At 42.1% G+C, this 21018-nt stretch carries 15 protein-coding genes; 7 read left to right on the forward strand and 8 right to left on the reverse strand.

What is annotated here, in order from left to right; all coding sequences use genetic code 11:
* The first annotated feature begins 49 nt into the window (after positions 1 to 49).
* From KDU71_RS02005 to KDU71_RS02030, 6 genes are all read left to right on the forward strand, one after another.
* A complete protein-coding gene (locus tag KDU71_RS02005) occupies positions 50 to 1555 on the forward strand; it encodes a DUF6850 family outer membrane beta-barrel protein (protein WP_212188224.1) in 1506 nt (501 codons plus the stop codon).
* A 4-nt stretch (positions 1556 to 1559) separates the two neighbouring features.
* A complete protein-coding gene (locus KDU71_RS02010) occupies positions 1560 to 2444 on the forward strand; it encodes an ABC transporter ATP-binding protein (protein WP_212188225.1) in 885 nt (294 codons plus the stop codon).
* A 12-nt stretch (positions 2445 to 2456) separates the two neighbouring features.
* On the forward strand, positions 2457 to 3128 hold the full coding sequence (locus KDU71_RS02015) for a hypothetical protein (RefSeq protein WP_212188226.1): 672 nt from the start codon (positions 2457 to 2459) through the stop codon (positions 3126 to 3128).
* A gap of 18 nt (positions 3129 to 3146) precedes the next feature.
* Positions 3147 to 4397, forward strand: a complete 1251-nt coding sequence (locus tag KDU71_RS02020; RefSeq protein ID WP_212188227.1) for a DUF4857 domain-containing protein — start codon at positions 3147 to 3149, stop codon at positions 4395 to 4397.
* A gap of 94 nt (positions 4398 to 4491) precedes the next feature.
* Positions 4492 to 5007: a hypothetical protein gene (locus KDU71_RS02025; RefSeq protein WP_212188228.1), complete on the forward strand. Its 516-nt coding sequence runs from the start codon at positions 4492 to 4494 to the stop codon at positions 5005 to 5007.
* Complete coding sequence (locus tag KDU71_RS02030) at positions 4991 to 5536, forward strand: PepSY-associated TM helix domain-containing protein (protein WP_212188229.1); 546 nt, start codon at positions 4991 to 4993, stop codon at positions 5534 to 5536. The genes KDU71_RS02025 and KDU71_RS02030 overlap by 17 nt, the downstream gene beginning before the upstream one ends.
* Before the next feature lie 42 nt (positions 5537 to 5578).
* Here the strand turns inward: KDU71_RS02030 and KDU71_RS02035 are convergent, their stop codons facing one another.
* Positions 5579 to 6763, reverse strand: coding sequence for an aminopeptidase (locus tag KDU71_RS02035; RefSeq protein ID WP_212188230.1), 1185 nt, complete (start codon positions 6761 to 6763; stop codon positions 5579 to 5581).
* A 331-nt stretch (positions 6764 to 7094) separates the two neighbouring features.
* Here KDU71_RS02035 and lepA point away from each other — a divergent pair, with 331 nt between their 5' ends.
* Positions 7095 to 8882 carry a translation elongation factor 4 gene (lepA, locus tag KDU71_RS02040; RefSeq protein WP_212188231.1) on the forward strand — a complete coding sequence of 596 codons (1788 nt, stop codon included), beginning with the start codon at positions 7095 to 7097 and terminating at the stop codon, positions 8880 to 8882.
* A 198-nt stretch (positions 8883 to 9080) separates the two neighbouring features.
* Here lepA and aspA read toward each other — a convergent pair whose 3' ends face one another.
* From aspA to KDU71_RS02075, 7 genes are all read right to left on the reverse strand, one after another.
* Positions 9081 to 10487, reverse strand: a complete 1407-nt coding sequence (aspA, locus tag KDU71_RS02045; protein ID WP_212188232.1) for an aspartate ammonia-lyase — start codon at positions 10485 to 10487, stop codon at positions 9081 to 9083.
* Between the two features lie 329 nt (positions 10488 to 10816).
* Complete coding sequence (locus KDU71_RS02050; RefSeq protein ID WP_212188233.1) at positions 10817 to 12721, reverse strand: SusD/RagB family nutrient-binding outer membrane lipoprotein; 1905 nt, start codon at positions 12719 to 12721, stop codon at positions 10817 to 10819.
* 5 nt (positions 12722 to 12726) lie between these two features.
* The gene (locus tag KDU71_RS02055; protein WP_212188234.1) at positions 12727 to 16128 is read right to left on the reverse strand and encodes a SusC/RagA family TonB-linked outer membrane protein; all 3402 of its coding nucleotides are present in this window, start codon (positions 16126 to 16128) and stop codon (positions 12727 to 12729) included.
* 68 nt (positions 16129 to 16196) lie between these two features.
* Entirely contained in the window at positions 16197 to 17372 is a 1176-nt protein-coding gene (locus tag KDU71_RS02060; protein ID WP_212188235.1) for a FecR family protein, read from the reverse strand.
* A 67-nt stretch (positions 17373 to 17439) separates the two neighbouring features.
* On the reverse strand, positions 17440 to 18027 hold the full coding sequence (locus KDU71_RS02065) for an RNA polymerase sigma-70 factor (protein WP_212188236.1): 588 nt from the start codon (positions 18025 to 18027) through the stop codon (positions 17440 to 17442).
* Between the two features lie 422 nt (positions 18028 to 18449).
* Positions 18450 to 19511 carry a 4-hydroxythreonine-4-phosphate dehydrogenase PdxA gene (gene pdxA, locus KDU71_RS02070; protein WP_244828074.1) on the reverse strand — a complete coding sequence of 354 codons (1062 nt, stop codon included), beginning with the start codon at positions 19509 to 19511 and terminating at the stop codon, positions 18450 to 18452.
* 70 nt (positions 19512 to 19581) lie between these two features.
* Positions 19582 to 21015, reverse strand: a complete 1434-nt coding sequence (locus KDU71_RS02075; RefSeq protein ID WP_212188237.1) for a leucyl aminopeptidase family protein — start codon at positions 21013 to 21015, stop codon at positions 19582 to 19584.
* Positions 21016 to 21018: the final 3 nt, after the last annotated feature.

The raw sequence follows: 21018 nt of genomic DNA on the forward strand, positions 1-21018 counted from the left end.
CATTGTGTCAGCAAGTGTTTCCTTGCTTTTCCTCAAAAGCATTTTATAAATGAGACACCTGCTTTTTATTATCGTGATAATGGTCGGATGGTCGGCTTATGCCAGTCAGCCCGATAGCCTGCAGCGTACATTGAATACATGGAATTCAATGGAAAGGCAGCATGATAATATCAATCAGCAAAATCCGGCTGGTCGTCGCGCCTACTCTGCCGACCGCTTTGTCAGCTCACAGGCTGGCGCTCTGCTTCTCAACACCGACCAGATAAACATTTTGGAACAGGGCACCCAGTTGACTACTTACGGACTCAATTTTGAAGGCTATCAAACACTGGGTTCATCAGTTCTTTGGGGTCAGGCGAGCTACAGTAATGAATACCAGGAAGACGTTGGCTTCAATAATGTGGCCGATTTTTGTTTCCTCTACCCTTATATCATTGCCGATTCAGTTGGCGGTGATCGCAACCTGGAAACCTACACTCTAAAGGGTGGTTTTCAGAAGCAGACAACACACCTCACATATGGGATCGAGGCGCATTATCGCGCAACCATCAGCCATGGCAATACGGATCCACGTCCGCTTAATACGGTGTCTGACCTTTCTATTAAAGCAGGTATATCAAAAGCCATTGACAGGCATCAAGTGGGCGCATTTGCACAATACGGTTCTTACAGCCAAGAGCTAAAAGTGAACTCAATGGCCGACAACCGTAACGACTACATCTACCTGCTGCGGGGATTTGGTTTGCAGCAAAACAGAATATCAGGCCCCTACCAATCCTATAACAATAACTACTTTGCCAATTCACTTGGAGGTGGACTGACACTTAGCCCGCATGCATCGGGCTTTAGCGCACTGCTGTTGGTTACCTCAGACGACATTCACCTTAAAGAGTCGAACACCAACAATGGTATTGTGCCATTTAAACTGATGAACCAACAGCTGGAGGCTGAATTTGGCTATCGCATGGCAGGCAATCAAACCTCAATCCATGCTAAAGTTGGAATGGAACGTTACAAAAAAATAGGTACTGAACGCATCTACACCACCGACAACAACGAATTGCTCAGTGAAAGTAAACCCTTTAACCACACTCAAACCAACTACAAGGCTAACGCATTATTGAGCACTCAAAAAGAAGACTTGACAACGTTTGAGGTATTTGGGCAATTAAGCTATTCCATCACCGATGCCTTTCATCTTGGCTATAATAGTGGTTCCTATTTTGCTAATATTTCATCGCTCAACCCCTTCATTCAATACCAATGGAATCATTACTGGAAGTCATCCAGCCTCACCATCCGCCAGAATATAAGCGGACGATATGTAGTTAATGCCAGTGCGTCTTTAAACAATGATGGCACAGCATTAAGCGAAGGCGTAAGAGAGAACTACAACAGACTAAAGCAAAACCTATTCCAATCAACATTAAGCATAAATTATACGGTTTTCACTCCCAAAAAAAGCGCCTGGAGCATTGCCCCGGCCCTGATGGTGATGTCCAACGACAGCCAGACAAATTGGGGAGGAAACCTTTCATTAATCCATAATTTTTAAACACGTGGCAGCAGTAATCGAATGTAATAATATCACCCATTACTATGGGAACCGACTAATTTATAAAAACCTGAACTTTTCGGTTGAAAAGGGTAAAATATTAGGTCTGCTGGGCAAAAACGGCACCGGCAAAACCACCATCATCAACATACTAAATGGCTATTTAAAACCCTACTCGGGTGAGTGCCGGCTATTGGGTGAGGACATGCGCTCGCTCAGCATCGAAACAAAATCGAAAGTGGGACTGCTGCTCGAAGGGCATGTGCAGCACAGCTACTTCAATATTGTGCAAATTGAGAAGTTCTATTCACGGTTTTTCAAAGACTGGAAGAGTGAGCCTTATTGGGATTTGATGGATAAGCTGAAGGTGACACGTAAGCAAAAAATATCCACCATGTCGTGCGGGCAGCGATCGCAGGTGGCCTTGGGTCTGATTTTAGCGCAAGACCCCGAACTGCTGATTCTCGATGACTTTTCCATGGGGCTCGATCCCGGCTATCGCCGCCTGTTTGTCGACTACCTGAAAGAGTATGTGACCGCCACCAACAAAACGGTTTTCCTCACTTCACATATCATTCAGGATATGGAGCATCTGATTGACGAAACCATGATACTGGACTATGGTAAGCTGCTCCTTCATAAGCCAACGCTTGAAATTCTGGACAATTTTAAACGCTATAAGCTAAGCCATGATGCACGATTTAAACTGGATAGTGATGACGCGATTCAGAATTTGGAGCATTTTAAATCACACACCGAATTTTATTCATTTGACACAATAGATAGGGTCAGGCAGATATTGCAAAGACGAAGCATCGACACACAAACATTAGTGAACGAGAGCTTAACTCTGGAAGATGCTTTTATTGGTTTAACAGGAAAATACTAAGACAAATACATAATGACTAGAGCAATATTTTATAAAGAATGGATTAAACTCAGATGGCTATTGTTAGCTATTTCGCTTGTTTTTGCCGGGTCCATCCCCTACTTTATCCTTAACCTCACCAATAAATTCAGGTTTGCAGGCAAGCCGCACTTTTGGAGTGTGATTGTGGGTAAGGATCTAAATTTAATCAGCGAGCTCACTTACATTCCACTATTGGCAGGATTAATATTAGGCCTTGCTCAATTTGTGCCCGAAATGCAAAAGAAAAGCTTGAAGCTTACACTCCATCTGCCTCATCCCGAGAAGCTGACCATCTTAAAAATGTTATTATTCGGGTCGGGAACATTGGTATCTATTTTCAGCATCACAGGTTTGGTATTGTATTTAAGTTTAAGTATTTACCTGCCTTCGCAAATTTTAGTGGCCTGGTTTACGGCCGCATTAGCATGGTACCTGGCAGGTTTGGCTGCCTATTTTCTGGCTGTGTGGGTGTGCATCGAACCGGTGTGGAAACAAAAAGCTATTAACACACTGCTGGCCATAGCGGTCATCATGCTGTTTTTTAAAGGCACATCTACCTATTCGTTGCAATACGCTATGCCTTTATATATAGGCATAATCCTTCTAAGTATGTGCTTCCCGTTTTATTCCGTGTTCCGCTTTAAAGAAGGTGTGCAACAATAACCAACTAGATAATTAGCAATGACGAAGAAAAATATAAAAACACTACTAATATTAGTGTCCACCGCACTACTGGCATGGGTACTGCCCTGGTTGATAAAACTTAGCACCAATGAAGCCTGTCGTTATCCTTTCACCTATTATTCAAGTGTGAAGAATGAGTTTTTTCAGGTTGTAAAAGAAGATGCTGAAACCGTACTGATGGATCAGAGCAGCCATGAATATACCCGTGCTGAGTATGATAGCTTGCTGCCCATGCTCAGCTATCGCCAGCTATTAAAAGATGGCCGTTTGCCCGATTCACTGAACGGGAAAGCCATTAGCGGCAAAAGCATTCAGCTTGAGCAGTTTTATTTCAAATACAGTCCGCGCGACAAGCATCATAAACAGATGGACCTCAATCCGATGTTCGAATCCATGTCGGGAAGAGTCCAAATCGAAAGTCCCGACGATCTATTTAGTATTAAAAACAAGATGGTGTTTATTGATGCAGAAACCAACTCAGTGCTCGAAAATAAAAGCAGCCAATTTCATCAGGCGATGATAAAGCGCGGCTACAAATTCCCAACTAAGATGGTGGCGGGTAATCCTTCAACCAAAAAGCTATACGATGAAGGATGGTTTGCCCTGGATGCCAACAACCAACTGTATCATATTAAAATGGTGAATGGCCAACCTTTTGTAAAAGACACCAAAGCAGGCGAAAAGCTGGATATCGACTTCGTAAAAACCATCGAAACACAAAACCGGCGTATGTATGCCTTTGTGTTTGACAGGAGCGGTAAGCTGTATTACCTCAGTGACGTGAGCTACGAACCGGTACAGCTACCCATCGACGCTTATAATACCAATACCGATGGCCTCTCAATAATGGCCAATCCTTTTTACTGGAATGTGGTTGTTACAACGCCTGCGCAACGCATCACCTACGCTCTGGACAATCATACGCTTGAAGAAGTGGATCGTCTGACAGAAACGAGAGAAAGTACTACCTGGGAGAAGATTCACCCTTATGTATTTCCATTTTACATCGAGATGAAGTCCATGTATTCGAAGTTTGTGTACCCCCGCTTGCTGGGCTGGTCAGTAAAAGCCCTAGTGCTTAATGCAGTGTTGGCTGTGTTGCTGGCATTTCTATCCTACCGCCGGAAACAAAGCATCAAACCGCTGCAGCTTTTGTTGGTGCTATGTACCGGACTGTATGGACTTATAGCATTATGGCTTTTTAACGAGAAACAGCAGGAAACAAGAAATGTCATTCAATTAAAGTAGTAGACACATAATAACCCAAGATATAAGACTCAAGATGAAAGACTTCATTGGGTACAGATTGCCCTTCTAATAACAATTATTAAAAACAACAAATATGCAAAAAGTAGTATTAATGGCCTTGGTAGTATTAAGCGCTGCCTGCCAGACAAAAACCAATAACGCAGAACAAAACGAAGCTACAACAAAGGTCATGGCGGTTGAGCAGCTACTGGCCAATGCCGAAACAATGGTTGATACCGAGATTACGGTACAGGGTCATGTAACACACACCTGCAAGCACAGCGGCAAACGCTGCTTTATTGTGGGCGACAATCCTGAACTGAGCATCCGTGTTGAGGCGGGTGGCCAGATACAAGGGTTCAACCGCGAGTTAACCGGCAATACCATTGCTGTAAAGGGAGTTTTAAAAGAGCGCCGTTTAAGCGAAGAGTACATTGCACAGTGGGAAGAAAAGGTGAAACTGAAAGAAGCAAAGGAAGACGGCACAGCCGAAACCTGCGCCGCCGAAATGAGCAACATCAGCAACATGCGCCAGTGGATGGAAGCGAACAATAAAAACTACTACTCAATCTACTACGTAAACGGAGTGAGCTATGAAGTGGTCGACTAAAGTCAGAAAATGGCTCCGTATTATCCACCGCGATTTAGGCTACCTGTTGGCAGGCATAACAGTTATATATGGCATTTCGGGCTACCTGCTTAACCACATGGATGGCAAAGACCCGGCCTTTGACACCACTGAAGAAACTATCCAGATAAATAGTAAACTGAATAGCAATGCTTTGTATGCTGAGTTGCAAAGCAGACCTGACATGCCTGACTTAAAGCGCATCCTGCCACATGCCGAAGGTTTCTATAAGGTGTTGTTCGATGGTGGCATTGGGGTATATAACAGCCATACCGGTGAGCTGAGTTACGAATTTCATCGCAAGAAGCCATTTGTGTATGCCATTAATAAGCTGCATTACAACAAAGTGAAAGGCTGGACGCTGATGGGTGATTTTCTTGCCTTTTCACTCATCTTCCTAGCTGTTTCTGGCCTGTTTATGGTCAAAGGGAAGAATGGACTGCGCCAGCGTGGTGTATGGTTATTAGCTATTGGACTGACCATCCCAATTTTGTATATAGCATTTACATAACTAAAAAAAGGGAACCATTCAGTTCCCTTTTTTATTTGCTTCCTAATTATCAGCCATATCATCAAGCAGAACAATCTCTCCTTTTGAAATAATTTCTGTTTTACCAGCTTTTAGCGTATGGAACGGAGCATGTACACCCATTGAGAATTGAGAACTGACAGTTCCTCCTGCCCAGGTATTATCACCAATATAAAAGGTAAGCATACCTGCCATTTCCCATGATGCGTAGCGGCTTCCTTTGGTATAAACCCGGTCACGGTTAATACCTATATCAAATATAGACAGGCAGTTCTTGTCGTCCGGATTTGATTTGAGAGCCTCCATGAGGATATCAACTTTGCCATCGGCAGTTAAATCGGTAATTATACCATTTTTAAAGCTTATCCTGAGGTTGGTCATTACATCGCCACGGTAATTATAATGCGGAATGACCAATAATCCATTGGCCGATTGCGGTTCAACACATGTATAAACCTCACCTGCCGGTAACCAAGCTGATGTTGGGCCGCCATCATTGCTAAGCTTGGCACAATCACCACAATTTGTTCTCACTCCCGTGTCTGAAATCCTGAAGGTTAACATTGTACCTTCTTCACTTGACACTGTCATCTCGTGCCCCTTGGCGAGGTACTTTTTTAGTACTTCACTATCAATGTGCATTAGCTCATAGTTAGTATCAATAGCTTTCCAGAAGTTATTAAGCATATCAGCATAATTCATGCCCATCATATTAGCATACGATTCACTTGGGATACCGCCAGTTTGGCCAATATAAACCGCTCTGAATTTTGCCCGGTTAAAAGCGTCACGCAAAGCCATGTTTGCCGACCTGCTGGCCTTAAGTTTCTCTTCGGGCACATCGCTAAATAATGTTGGATCCTGCACAGAGCCAGCCGATATATAGCAATCAACCAGTCGCGCTTTCATCAGTGGATAAGGATTCACCATTTCCAGATACTCGATAGGTGTTTCCATAATGGCACGATGGTTAGCCGTTGGTAAGTCCAATTCAACAGAATAATGACCTCCTGCCTTGGCAATTTCCACTACCAGGGCTTCAATGAGCTCCAATTCGGCTGGCGTACCTGTAACAACCACCACTTCACCGGTTTTAACATCTAATGATTGATTAACAATTTTATCAGCTATGGACTGATAGTCTGGCTTTTCCTGAGCCATAAGAGACACAGTTAAGCAAGCCATAACAATAGTAATCAGCGCTTTCATAACGATTTGATTTTAAAGATTAGAAAAGGATGGAAAAGAGTAACAGGGCAGTATTGAGAGTTTGTGCAGGGTATAAATAGCAAACTCACCAGTTATTAAACCACATGCAACAATCGAACAAGTTTCACCAAAATTAACACATATACCAACTGATGGCAAGTGAAAGGTCTTTTTGCATTCACCAGTATAGCAAATATTATTACTAATCTGTCGTAATATGAAATTTTAAAAGGTGAACCTTACTCAAGCTATAGTCAGATTTTAATTAATTAAGTATCTTTGCATTCCTTATCTGTCAATAGATAAGTCTGTTATAAGTAAATAATTATAGATGAAGAATATACGTAATTTTTGCATCATTGCTCATATCGACCACGGTAAAAGTACTTTGGCCGACCGCTTGCTGGAATTCACCAAAACCGTTTCAGAGAAAGACCTCCAGGCACAGGTACTGGACAATATGGATCTGGAGCGCGAACGTGGTATTACCATTAAGAGTCATGCCATACAGATGGACTATGAGTTTGAAGGTGAAAAGTATGTTTTAAACCTGATTGACACGCCGGGACACGTTGATTTTTCATATGAGGTGTCGCGTTCTATTGCAGCCTGCGAAGGCGCTTTGCTTATTGTTGATGCTACGCAAGGTATCCAGGCGCAAACCATCTCCAACCTCTACCAGGCCATTGAGCACAATTTAGAGATCATTCCGGTAATGAATAAAATGGATTTGCCAAATGCCATGCCTGAAGAGGTGGAAGATCAAATTATTGATTTAATAGGCTGTGATCGAGAAGATATTATACGGGCCAGTGGAAAAACCGGCGAAGGGGTTGATGAAATATTAAGCGCCCTGATTCACCGCGTGCCTGCACCTGTAGGTGATGCGGATGCGCCTTTGCAATGTTTGATTTTCGATTCGGTATTCAACTCTTTCCGTGGTATCATCGCCTATTTTAAGGTGGTAAACGGAAGTATTAAGAAGGGCGACCATGTGAAGTTCTTCAATACCGGTAAAGAGTATCATGCTGATGAAGTAGGTGTCCTTCGTCTGGATATGGAGCCACGTAAAGAATTAAAGACTGGTGATGTAGGTTATATTATTTCAGGCATTAAAACCAGTAAAGAAGTAAAAGTAGGTGATACCATTACGCACGTAAAGAACCGCTGCGAGAAAGCCATTGGTGGCTTTGAGGATGTGAAACCCATGGTATTTGCGGGTGTTTACCCCATCGATGCCGAAGATTATGAGGATTTGCGCGCCGCCATGGAAAAATTACAGCTGAATGACGCCTCATTGACTTACGAGCCTGAATCGTCTGCCGCCTTAGGGTTCGGTTTCCGATGCGGATTCCTGGGCTTGCTGCACATGGAGATTATACAGGAGCGTCTGGACAGGGAGTTTGATATGGCGGTTATTACCACCGTGCCTAACGTGCCGTATATTGCGCACACAAAGAAAGGTGAAGTGATAAATATCCATACACCTTCAGAGCTTCCTGAGCCAACCGTATTAGAGAAAGTGGAAGAGCCCTACATCAGGGCATCGGTTATTACCAAGAGTGAGTACATTGGCAGTATTATGACGCTTTGCCTGGGCAAACGTGGCGAGCTGATTAAGCAACATTACCTGACAGCCGACCGCGTTGACCTGGAGTTTGACATGCCACTGGCCGAGATTGTATTTGATTTCTACGATAAGCTGAAAAGTATTTCGAAAGGTTACGCCTCGTTTGATTACCATCCGATTGAGTTTAGGGCTGCTAAACTGGTGCGACTGGATATTCTGTTGAATGGTGAAAGTGTGGATGCCCTGTCATCGTTGATACACTTTGACAATGCCCAGGTATTTGGTCGTCGTATGTGTGAAAAGCTGAAAGAGCTTATCCCGCGTCAGCAGTTCGACATTGCCATACAGGCCGCAATTGGTGCCAAGGTGATTGCTCGTGAGACCGTCAAAGCCGTTCGTAAGGATGTTACTGCCAAATGTTATGGTGGTGATATCTCGCGTAAGCGTAAGCTGCTGGAGAAGCAAAAGAAAGGTAAGAAGCGTATGAAGCAGGTAGGTAATGTGGAAGTACCACAAAAAGCCTTCCTGGCAGTATTGAAGCTGGATTAAAAAAAGCTCCCTGTTGGGAGATGGAAATAACTCGGGCTCGCTTAACTTGTTAAGCGGGCTTTTTTTTATACCACCTAATGACAGTCACACCCCTACTACAAGTAATTCACCTACAGAATGAATAACCCTCCATCTTCTAACAAAAAAAAAGCGGATGCTTTTCAACATCCGCTTTCTCAAATTAACTAATCAATATAATTATTGGCATGTACGTTTAGCCGGGCCAATCATATTTTCCGGCTTCAATATTTCTTTTAGTTCTTCCTCTGATAGAATACCTTCCTCCAGCACAATCTCATAAACACCTTTACCCGTTTTTAAAGCCTCCTTGGCAATGCGTGTACTGTTTTTGTAACCAATATGAGGATTTAAGGCGGTGACAATACCTATGCTCTTTAGCACCATATTTTCGCAAACATCTTCGTTGGCCGTAATGCCATCAATGCATTTAAGGCGCAAGGTATCCATGCCTCGCATTAAAAACTGGATAGACTCTAATATGCTATGAGCCAACACCGGCTCCATTACATTCAGTTGAAGCTGTCCGGCCTCGGCAGCAAAGGTCACTGTCAAATCGTTACCTATCACCTTAAAGCAAATCTGGTTCATCACCTCAGGTATCACCGGATTAACCTTACCTGGCATAATAGACGAGCCAGGCTGCATCGGCGGCAGGTTGATCTCGTTTAAACCAGCGCGTGGTCCTGACGATAATAAACGGAGGTCGTTACAGATTTTTGATACCTTAACAGCCATTCGCTTCAAAGCCGATGAGTAGATAACATATGAACCGGTATCAGGCGTTGCCTCAACCAAATCAGTCGCTAGTACTATAGGGTAGCCCGTTATCTCACACAAGTACTTCACACATGCTTCAGAATAGCCTTCCACTGAATTGATGCCAGTACCGATAGCTGTGGCACCCATATTCACCTCTCTAAACAGGTTGGCATTCTGCGTAAGTCGTTCAATCTCTTCGCTCAGGGTCATGGCATAGGCACAAAACTCCTGTCCCAAAGTCATAGGCACAGCATCCTGCAGCTGTGTACGGCCCATCTTAATGATATTTGCAAATTTATTCCCTTTCTTCTTGAAGGCATCGACCAACTGTTGCAAATGCTCAATCAGAATGTAATTCATTTTAATGAGCGATAGCTTAATGGCGGTCGGATAGGCATCATTGGTTGATTGCGACAGATTTACCACATCGTTGGGTGAGCAATGCTCATACTGCCCCTTTTCGTAACCCATTAATTCCAATGCCCGATTGGCGATAACCTCATTAGCATTCATATTGGTGCTGGTGCCAGCGCCTCCCTGTATCATGTCAATGGGAAACTCCTTGTCAAACTTGCCTTCCATAACCTCTTTACAAGCCTGTACAACGGCACTTTTCACCTTATCATCCACCAAACCCATTTCGTGATTGGCTTTGATAGCTGCCATTTTAACAACCCCAAGGGCCCATATAAAATGACGATATTGGCTCAGACGAGCCGTAGATATATTAAAATTTTCGACGGCACGTTGCGTTTGCACTCCATAATATGCATCAACGGGAACTTGTAATTCTCCTAGTAAATCGCTTTCGATACGTGTTGCCATAATAAATGGTTTTAATTTGTTTGTCGTACAAATGTTGATGTTTTTTCATATCAGAAACATGTCATTCGTCACTTTCAAATTAGGGGGTGTAACACCTCAAAACCATTTTAATAGCCAACCAGCCCCTTTTTAATTAAACTCACATGCCAGATTTCAGGCCATAGCCGAAAGATGACCTTTTATTATCTTTCACTTACAATTTGTAAGTTGAAATAAAATTTAGTGCTTATCTAATTTAGATTGCATATAAACAAAGTAACTCTAGAAGGCTTTATGTCAACAAAAAAAGGAGCCCGAAGGCTCCTTTTAAAGTATATTGAATGTGATAATTATTTACTAATCCACATTTTGGTTGAAATGAAGTTATCCCCATCATTTCCGTAGGTTGCCTGACGCTCCATAGCTGCGTTGATATTAGCCGTATTATTCATACGCTCCCTATCCGGGTAATCTAAACGACGAGGGCGAACACCACCTGTAATACCACCATTATGGAATGGAGTTGAGAAGAAGGCATCAGGAGTTTGCTCTACACCAGGAAGAGCGTCCTTGATGTTATCCCACTGATATTCTGGCAACTCAATATTTCTGTCATAAGGTATGCCAACAGGTGTTACCGAAACAAGCGTACGGTTCCATAACGCAAATGCCTCATAACCGTTCAGGAATAATGACTTCCAACGCTCCAGCTGAATAGTTTCAACAGTAGCAGCTCCCAGATTAGCAATGTAATCAGCAGCCATTTCTTCGTAGGTACGAGTATCACCGCTTGTTGCAGCATATTTGCTCATATAAGTTTCAGGTGAAGCACTTTCATTATACAAAGCTGGATATTTGCTGATGTTTAGTTCAACAGCCTTTGCTAAGTTTGTTGCAGCATCACCAGGCACGGTCCATCCTTTAGCAGCCGCTTCAGCAAGGATGAAATAAGTTTCATCACCTGTGAAGAAAATACTAGGTGCAGTGCGTGAACCAACTGTTTCAGGGTTGACAGCACACAAGGTACGATACTGTGCGTAATCTGCGTCGTAAGTATATGTGTAAAGCACGTTATCGCCGTCTTTTACTTCTACTTCATCACCAAGGCTACCTGCCGACACGAAATAGTCAGTAAATACCTGAACACCTTCTACTTTCATCAAACCTCTCACCGAGAATGATTCATCAGCACCACCTTTTTCAGGATTGAACACAACTGGCTTCCATGCCTCTCCCGGACGAGCTGCCTCTTCGAAAGGATTGAAGTGTGTTTGACCTGTCCATGCTATGAACTCACCATCCTGGTTTACAACCTGACAAGCTGTATAGAACAGACGCGGATCTTCATTTTGCTGTGCCAAACGTAAGTATTCCTCACCAACATAAGCATAGGCAAAACCACCTACTTTACCGTTGATAGCAGAACCGGCTCCATTTTCATGAATACCCCAAGGACCACCATTAGTACTGTGTTTCAATAGTGCAGCTCCCTCATCAACAGTTACGCCTGTAATAAAGCCAGCTGAATGTGCTGCTGCTTCTTCTACTACTTCTTTTGCCCATGCAGGATCCGCATTTGAAGCGCGCATACCAATGCGTAACAATAATGAATTAGCTAATTTTGCCCAGCTTTTACGTCTTGAATCATTGTCTAAATGTCCATAAATCAAGTCGTGGCTGCCAAAAGAATCACCATTGTCTGATAACAAGGTCTGTCTTGCAGCTCTTAACTTTTCAACCATTCCCTTATAAACATCTTCCTGAGTGTCATAAGCCGGATAGTAATTCAACTCATTGAATCCAAGACCACCTTCACTATAAGGAATATCACCATATAAATCGGTTAAACGCTGAGCAGCTAATTGAAGCACAATATCAGTCTGAGCTAACATAACAGCATTTGAACCATCTTCATCTTTTTCATTCAGGGTACGTTGCATATCCCTGGCATCTTTAACTACATTGGTATAAATAGCCGACCATTTAGCTTCTGAGAAACCATCAGAAAGTCCAAATGACTGCCCGGTGCGATAGCCACATTGGGTAATCCCCGAGATTGGACCTGTCATAATCAGGTTACCCCTCCATTCTTCATGTCCATTACCTGCATACATCAGCTGGATTTTGCCAAACTGAAAGCCGGCATCTAAATCCGTAACTCGGTTAGGATTGTCATTAATCGTCTCGAATTCATCGGTACAGGCACTAAACATTGTTAGCACTGCAGCGAATAATAATATATTTAGCTTCTTCATCTTTATTAAAATTTCACGTTAACATTGAAACCAAAGCTTGCCGGCAACGCCATGTTACCATACTCAATACCCTGACCTCCGTTACTAATTGAGTAAGTTGACTGAGGATCGATATTATCGGTTGAACGATACAGGTAACCAAGGTTTTTACCGAATAAGCCTAAACTTGCACCTTTAAAGTATTTGGCATCTTTAAATAACTGATTTGGCAGACGGTATGACAGGCTGATTTCACGCAATGATACGTAAGATGCATCATAAACAAATAACTCATCAACAGACGCCAGTGCACCATACAATTCTTCAGGACGGGCAGTTGTCCCCTGGCCTTCTAACTCTGAAGGATACCACACTTCACCAGCTACGTACTCACTTCTTCCCAGAGTATTTTCGTGCTTTCCACTTGCATAAGCAGAAGCTTCTGTTGCTGAATACACTTCACCGCCAAACTTAGAATCTAGCAATACATTCAGAGTAAATTGCTTATAAGTAAGAGTGTTGCTCCAACCCAGCATCACAGGATGGTAGGCGCCTCCTAGCTTTGTATACTCATTAGTTGCCTGTGGTAAGCCATTATCACCGATAATGATCTTTCCATCGTCACCGCGCTGGAATTCTCTACCCATAATTGTTCCGTACTCTTCTCCTACAGCTGCAATTACGTTAACACCAGCACCTGTCATCAGGTTAAGCTGAGTTACATCTTCAGCCAACTCTTTCACTTCGTTGATGTTATAAGAGAAGTTAACCGATGTATTCCATGAGAAGCTGGCGTTGCGATATGGTGTTGCATACAATACAACTTCCCAACCTTTGTTTTCAATTGAACCAGAGTTAACAATCGCCTGGTTATAGCCTGAAGTATTTGATACATCAATTGGCATAATCTGATCATCAGCAACCGAATTATAATAAGTTACATCTAATCCAAGACGGTTATTCAGGAACTTAATGTCTGCACCCACTTCGTATGAAGTCATAATAGAAGGCTTCAATGTTGCGTTAGGAATCGTACTTCCGTCAACACCTCCAACAACTATATTACCACCTCCCCAGTTTGGATGTGTATTGTCATCCAGCTTATACTGTAAAGCCAGTTGGTAAGGATCAGTATCTGAACCAACTTGTGCCCATGAACCACGTACTTTGGCAAAAGTAATCCAGCTAGGCATATCAACTACTTCTGATACAATGAAAGATGTACTTACAGATGGGTAGAAGTATGAGTTATTATCTGATGGAAGCGTTGATGACCAGTCATTACGGGCTGATAGGTCAACATATAACATGCTACCATAGCGGAATTGAGCAGTACTATACACTGAATTGATACGCTTGCGGCTATAATCAACTGCTTGTGTATTGTCTTTACCAAATCCTGGACGCTGTAAATCTGGCACTGAGAATCCAATCGAATAGACACTTAATCCTTCGTATTCACGATCCATTCGTGAGGCACCTGCATTCACCGTTAAACCAAACTTATCAGTAAAGTTACGGTCATAGTTAAGGATGAAGTCATAGTTCGATTCCACTTCATCAGCTTTCATCATGCTACCACGTCCATCCTCATAATAAGGAGTTCCAATTGGGTAAATAGACTCATTAGCAAAGAATGTCATATCACTACCCGCCCTTAATTGAGCATTCAAGTGGTCGGTAATGTGCAACTTGGCATTCACTAACGACATTACTCGTTTCTTTCTGTAGTTGTGATCAATCTCATTGGTTGTCCAGTAGATGTTGCTGTTACCGTTAACACCTAATCCAACAGGTAAACCTGTAACAGGATCTTTATAATTCTTAAGGTCGCTCAATGAAACGTTGTTTGGTACACCCAATAATTGCGATGTAGGGTTAAATGGTGTTGCACCCATCATGGCATTTTGAGAATCCTCATCCGTATAAGCAATCTTAGCATTAATCTCTAAACGATCATTAAAGGCTTTGGTACCACCTGACACGTTAAATGTATTACGGTCATATGAAGTTCCAGGAACCAAACCGTTATTGGTTGTGTTTGAGTATGACAAACGTAAGTTGGCTTTCTCTGTGTTGTGATTAACAGCTACTGAGTTAGTCCAGGTCATACCTGTATCAAAGAAGTTACGTTCGTTATCATGGAACTTATAGTCACGCTGCTCACCACGGTAGTTTACATACGAATCAACATCGCTGTATTTTGAACCCCACATAGAAGTTTGCTCACGGCCGGCTTCTGCAGTTTGCGGAGCCATACCGTTTGTACCCTGACCATATACTTCTTGCCAGTTAGAGTAGATACGTGCTTTGTCAAATGTCATGTTTGAGTTAAAGTCAACAGTTGTACCCTGCTCACCTTTACCTGACTTAGTAGTAACCAATACAACACCATTGATGGCACGAGAACCATATAATGCTGTTGCAGCAGGTCCTTTAAGTACAGAGATGTTTTCAATATCATCAGCTGCGATACCAGACAAACCGTTACCTGAGTCAACACCACCGTTATCTTTATCATCAGCGTTAGAGAACTGTGTATTTGAAATAGGCACACCGTCTACTACATACAATGGCTCGTTAGAGCCTGATAACACTGCAGCACCACGAATCAATACTGAAGATGAACCACCAGCACCCTGTGAAGACGTGTTGATTTGTACACCAGCCATACGTCCAGATAGTGCTCCCATTGGGTTAGCATCTTTCATATTTTCAAAAGCTTCCTCACCGACTTCAACAGCTGAGTATCCAAGGGCTTTCTTCTCACGCTTAATACCAAGAGCTGTAACAACCACTTCATCAACGTTCATTACATCTTCCTGCATGGTCACATCGTAAGAAGCTCCGGAAACCACGGCAACCTCTTGTGAGGCAAAACCGATAAATGAATAAACAATAGTACTGTTAGCTGGCACTTCTAGGGAGAACTGTCCATCTAAGTTAGTGATAGTACCAATTGTAGTACCCTTTACGGCTACGTTAACACCCGGGATACCCATTCCGAACTGGTCAACAACTGTACCGCTTATTTTAACTTTATCTTCCTGTGTATTAGCAGCAGCTTTGAACTCCTCTGCCAAGATGACAACCTGGTTGTCGTACATTTTGAATGTAGCGTTTTCAAGTACCTCATTCAATACTTTTTCTACACTTTCATTGATGGCATCAACAGATACTGTTTGATTAACATCTACCTGCTCTTCGTTATACACAAAAACCATATCACTCTGTGCTTCAATCGCTTTTAAGCACTCCTGAAGTGTTACTCCCTTCAATTTAAGGTTGACCTTTTGCTCTTTCAGCCGGCTGGATGCGAATGCATCATTAGAACCAAAAACCATGATTAAACAGGCAATTAAACCTGCTTTAATCAAATTTTTTGTTCTTACCGGAAAGAAAGATTTCCATTTCCCAGTGAAATTCATAAATTTGATGTTTAATTAAATGATTAAAAAATATTTAAGAGGGTGAGTTTTTGACCGAGCGCACCCTTTTATTGTTTTTCAAATACTACTTTATCTGCTACAATCCTGTAAGTCATTCCTGTTAAATCACACAAAGCTGAATATACCTGCTCAGGATCTTCATCTAATAATAACTTACCTGACAGTTGAGTTGGTACATTTATCAGTTCATGACTGATTACTAACTCACTATGATAAAATTGTTCTATCTGCTCAATTAATTTGCCCAAGCGGTTTTTATCCAGCATCAGGTAACCATCTTTCCACGACGTGTAAAAAGCGGTATTAACATTGGTTACATGCATCCTATCCTGCTTTGCTAGAAACTGGCTTTTTTGACCGGGTTTCAGAATCACCTTTTGCTTATTCAAAAGGGTCTTCTTTTCAACCTGTAACGATCCTTCTACCAGCACTGCGCTTACTGATGTACTATTGGGAAGTGATTGAATATTAAATGAGGTTCCCAGTACTGTGTAAACCATCTCATCAGTAATGACTTTAAATGGTTGATCGGCGTTATGAGACACATCGAAAAAAGCCTCGCCTATTAACACAACCTCTCTGTTTGGCTGCTTATTGAAGTGATCAGGAAATACAAAGCGGCTACCGGCATTAAGCCACACTTTGGTGCCATCTGCCAATAATAATTCAGCGGTTTTACCGTATGGCACAATAATCTGATTGATACCTGGCTTGGAGCTTTCGGCATCACCAATTTCCTCTACTACTTGCTTATCTTCCAGCAGGATTTGCTTCCCTTGCTCATCTACTTCAACCACTGAGTGTGAAGTTTCGAGCGTAATTTGCTCGCCGTCCGATAGGTTGATGGTCGTCTTTTCAGGCACTTCCGCAGCACTAGCTTCGGCCAAAATAGTCGAATAGTTGTCTTGAATATTGCTCATCAGATGAATAGAAACACCAACTACCAAAGAAATAGATGCTGCAATTGAAATAAATCCAAGCAAGCGTTTACCTTTCTTATTTGGCTTAACAGCATTGCCATATTTCTGCTCAAACTTTAACCAGTCGGCATTAGCCAAAGATTGCTGTTTCTGCTTACACTCTTGTTTAAGCTTAGTAAAAGCAACTTTGTTGGTTTCCGACTCATTAAGCCAGACATGAATAGCTGCTATCTCTTCGATTGATGCAGTACCATCGATATACTTTCCAACAAGCGTTTTTATATGTAGTAGATTATTATTCATCTGCGTGTGCTTACACCATTAATACAAGCTACAATGCAATACCCCACACTTTTTTTTGAAAATAAATTTACGGTAACAACGCCAATACAAATATGGCTGTTTTCAGATGCTTGAGTTTTGAACGTAGTGCCCTGTTGGCGAGAGTAATATGACGTTCAACACCTTTTGTAGTAATTGCTAACTCTTTGGCAATTTCGTTATGTGAATGTCCTTCAATTTTTGACAGCTGATAGACTTCCCGGCGTTTTTCGGGTAGACTTTCAATGGCCCTTTTTATTTCAGCCCAAACATAGAAATCGTCAGCATCATTCAAGGGCAATTCAAAATCATGTTTATACACCTTATCGATGGCCTCATAATTACTGGCAAATTCAATAAATTTCTCGTGTACCTTTTGCTGCTTTAGCTGATTGATGCATTGATTACGAATGGCGCGATACAGCCATCCAACCAAGGTTTGCTCCTCATTAATTGCCTCGCGATTATTCCATAGCTTAAAGAACGCCTCCTGCACTATATCTTCTGCTACATCAGACTGGTTGATAAACATAGCAGCATAATTAAGCAGACGCCTGAAATACGATTTATAAAACTCCTGGAATGCTTCAAGATTCCCTTCGCGAATCTGTTGGGCAATTTTTTTCTCTTGGATCATATCGCTTTTAGTAAATGCAAATAAATGTTAGCTGTGAATTTGCAAGGCTCGAAAGTAAATTAAAATGTATCCTGCAACAATGGTCAAATGTTCAGCAAGGTGGGTAAATGTGTAACCCCAAATATACACCTTGAATATCACTCACTTAGGAATACCCAAGGTCATTTATGGTGGGGTATATGATTGGTTAATCGCATGACAAACATCAGTTAAATAACATTATTTAAGAAATAAGTCTTTCAGGCATGTCCTATTTGTATACCATTTCACCACAACTTCTTTAACAAGAAGTAAGACTTATTTTGAAAGATTATGAATATTGATGCGCAATTAACCTTCGAAACTAATGACCACAAATGCGATTGCAATAAAAAAGGCCCCCTGAGATAAAGGAGGCCTTACTGCTGCTCTAGTTTTTTTATCTATTCTTTTTGCTCTAACTCATTTACATCATATGTCTTTAATGGATTCTTGCCAAGCTCAATATTCATCTGACGATTATGACAAACGTCTACCGCCAGGTACACAGCTTCTCTAAATGAATCTTCTTTTGCCTTATCCTGACCAGCAATTTCGAAAGCTGTTCCGTGATCGGGCGAGGTACGAATAAATGGCAGACCAGCCGTAAAGTTAACACCTTTTGAGAACGTGAGTGTTTTGAACGGCGCCAGCCCTTGATCGTGATACATCGCCAGAATGGCATCAAAGTTACGAAACTGCTCACTACCAAATAAGCCATCAGCAGGGTATGGCCCTAATGCCATAATTCCTTCTTCTTTAGCTTTATTAATGGCTGGTATAATAATATCCTGCTCTTCGCTCCCGATTACACCACCATCACCAGCATGGGGATTTAGTCCAAGAACGGCAATACGAGGACGACGTATCGAGAAATCTTGTTGCAAGGATTTATTTAGAGTACGTAACTTACTTAAGATACTTTCCTCAGTTATTTTAGAGGCTACCTCTTTAATAGGCACATGACCGGCAACCACACCTACTTTCATATGTTCCGAAACCATCAGCATCAAAGCTTCACCTTCACCTGCTTCCTGCTGCAAATATTCGGTATGCCCCGGAAATTTGAATGACTCCGATTGTATATTCTCCTTATTAATAGGGGCTGTCACCAACACATCAATCTTCCCCTCCTTTAAATCGCTCACCGCCATCTCAAGGGCTTTATAGGCTGCATCGCCTCCTATAGTGGTTGATTTGCCCAGCTCAACCCGAATATTATCATCTAAACAATTAATAATGTTGATACGCTTATTGTGCGCATCATCCACACTATTAATACTGTTTAAACTGAAGTTGGGAATATTAAGTGCCTTACGATGGTAGGCTGCCACCTTAGATGAACCATAAATAATAGGCACAAAAGCATCAAATACTCTGGCATCAGCCAAAGTTTTGAAGATGACTTCATACCCTATTCCATTAATATCGCCGTGGGTGATTCCCACTTTTATTTTATCACTCATAATTTCATTTTTTCTGCCACACACCTTGTGTTTCAGCTATTGGGCACTAAAATTAATATAATTTAGCAAACTAGCATCTGTTCTTAAGAAACTCATAGAGCATACGAACTCCAACTCCGGATGCACCAGAACCCCGATAACTGTCCTCTTTTTTAACAAAAGCAGGTCCGGCAATATCTAAATGAATCCATGGATTACTAACGAAATGGCTTAAGAACTTACCTGCTGTAATGGCTCCGGCCTCACGCCCACCAAGGTTTTTAATGTCTGCTATGTCCGACTTAATCAGCTCGCCATATTCTTCCCAGAATGGGAAACGTACGATGCGTTCGTACACACAGTTACCGGCTTTTTCAAGCTCATTAAAGACCTCATCAGATGCAGTACCCATACCTACCGTCGCATATTGACCCAATGCCATGACGGCACTTCCCGTGAGGGTCGCCAAATCAATAACCAACTCAGGTTCATACTTTTCTGAATACGATAAGGCATCGGCCAATATTAATCGGCCTTCAGCATCGGTATTCAGCACCTCGACTGTTTTACCATTGTGCATGGTAAGAATATCACCCGGTACAATCGCATTACCTCCCGGACGATTATCGGTCGCCGGAATTAAACCAATTACATGCACATGTAATTTATTGGCCGCAACAGCTACCAGGGTTCCAACTACAGAAGCTGCCCCGCCCATATCAGACTTCATATCATCCAGGCTACCAGGAGGTGTTTTCAGGTTAATTCCACCTGTGTCGTAAACCACTCCTTTACCTACCAATACAATGGGCTTGGCATTTTTTGCTTCTTCCGGCTTCCATTCTAGTATATGAAAAGCCGGAGGATCTACGCTTCCTTTATTGACACCCAGCAGGCCGCCGAACTTAAGTGTTTCAAGCTTTGTCTTGTTGAATACATCAACATCAAAACCATGAATGGCACCCAGCTCACTAATGGTTTCTGACAGCTCTTCGACATTCAAGGTTGAAACAGGTTCATTTACCAGATTACGCGTTACAAAAACGGCATTAGTCAGGAGACGTAGCTCATCTAAATCAGCTTGATTAAGAGCCGATGAAGCCACCCAGATGCAAATGTCCTTCGCTTCATCTTTTTGTTCAGTCTTATACTTATCAAAGCGGTATGATGATAAGGCAATGCCTTCGGTTAATGCCAATGTCAAAGGTTTATCGCCAATGACATCATATATACAAACATCTGACTGCTTATCCTTTTTCATGTTGGCATATACCGAGGATCCATCTTTACGCAGTGCCTCGTATAATTTGTTCGATGGCTCTTCATCGCTGACAATTCGCACATAGTAGACAGTGCTGTAGTTTTGGATGGTAATCAGGGTTTCCTTGGCCTCTATTTTAGCATCGACATATGCCAATGCTTCATTGTTAAAGCCAAAATCTTTTAGTACACTGGCATCTTTTACCAGGAATACATTGCGCACGCCATCAGGACGTTCGCCAGTATGTTTTATCGTTAATTGCATAAT

Origin of the sequence: Carboxylicivirga sediminis (assembly GCF_018156225.1) — a bacterium.
GTDB classification, from domain to species: Bacteria; Bacteroidota; Bacteroidia; order Bacteroidales; family Marinilabiliaceae; genus Carboxylicivirga; species Carboxylicivirga sediminis.

Excerpts from the sequence above, each read along its gene's own strand:
- lepA (WP_212188231.1), top strand. The coding sequence starts at position 7,095 with ATGAAGAATATACGTAATTTTTGCATCATTGCTCATATCGACCACGGT.
- KDU71_RS02055 (WP_212188234.1), bottom strand. The coding sequence starts at position 16,128 with ATGAATTTCACTGGGAAATGGAAATCTTTCTTTCCGGTAAGAACAAAA.
- KDU71_RS02005 (WP_212188224.1), top strand. The coding sequence starts at position 50 with ATGAGACACCTGCTTTTTATTATCGTGATAATGGTCGGATGGTCGGCT.
- KDU71_RS02015 (WP_212188226.1), top strand. The coding sequence starts at position 2,457 with ATGACTAGAGCAATATTTTATAAAGAATGGATTAAACTCAGATGGCTA.
- KDU71_RS02025 (WP_212188228.1), top strand. The coding sequence starts at position 4,492 with ATGCAAAAAGTAGTATTAATGGCCTTGGTAGTATTAAGCGCTGCCTGC.
- KDU71_RS02020 (WP_212188227.1), top strand. The coding sequence starts at position 3,147 with ATGACGAAGAAAAATATAAAAACACTACTAATATTAGTGTCCACCGCA.
- pdxA (WP_244828074.1), bottom strand. The coding sequence starts at position 19,511 with ATGAGTGATAAAATAAAAGTGGGAATCACCCACGGCGATATTAATGGA.
- KDU71_RS02065 (WP_212188236.1), bottom strand. The coding sequence starts at position 18,027 with ATGATCCAAGAGAAAAAAATTGCCCAACAGATTCGCGAAGGGAATCTT.
- KDU71_RS02060 (WP_212188235.1), bottom strand. The coding sequence starts at position 17,372 with ATGAATAATAATCTACTACATATAAAAACGCTTGTTGGAAAGTATATC.
- KDU71_RS02050 (WP_212188233.1), bottom strand. The coding sequence starts at position 12,721 with ATGAAGAAGCTAAATATATTATTATTCGCTGCAGTGCTAACAATGTTT.
- KDU71_RS02030 (WP_212188229.1), top strand. The coding sequence starts at position 4,991 with ATGAAGTGGTCGACTAAAGTCAGAAAATGGCTCCGTATTATCCACCGC.
- KDU71_RS02075 (WP_212188237.1), bottom strand. The coding sequence starts at position 21,015 with ATGCAATTAACGATAAAACATACTGGCGAACGTCCTGATGGCGTGCGC.
- KDU71_RS02035 (WP_212188230.1), bottom strand. The coding sequence starts at position 6,763 with ATGAAAGCGCTGATTACTATTGTTATGGCTTGCTTAACTGTGTCTCTT.
- aspA (WP_212188232.1), bottom strand. The coding sequence starts at position 10,487 with ATGGCAACACGTATCGAAAGCGATTTACTAGGAGAATTACAAGTTCCC.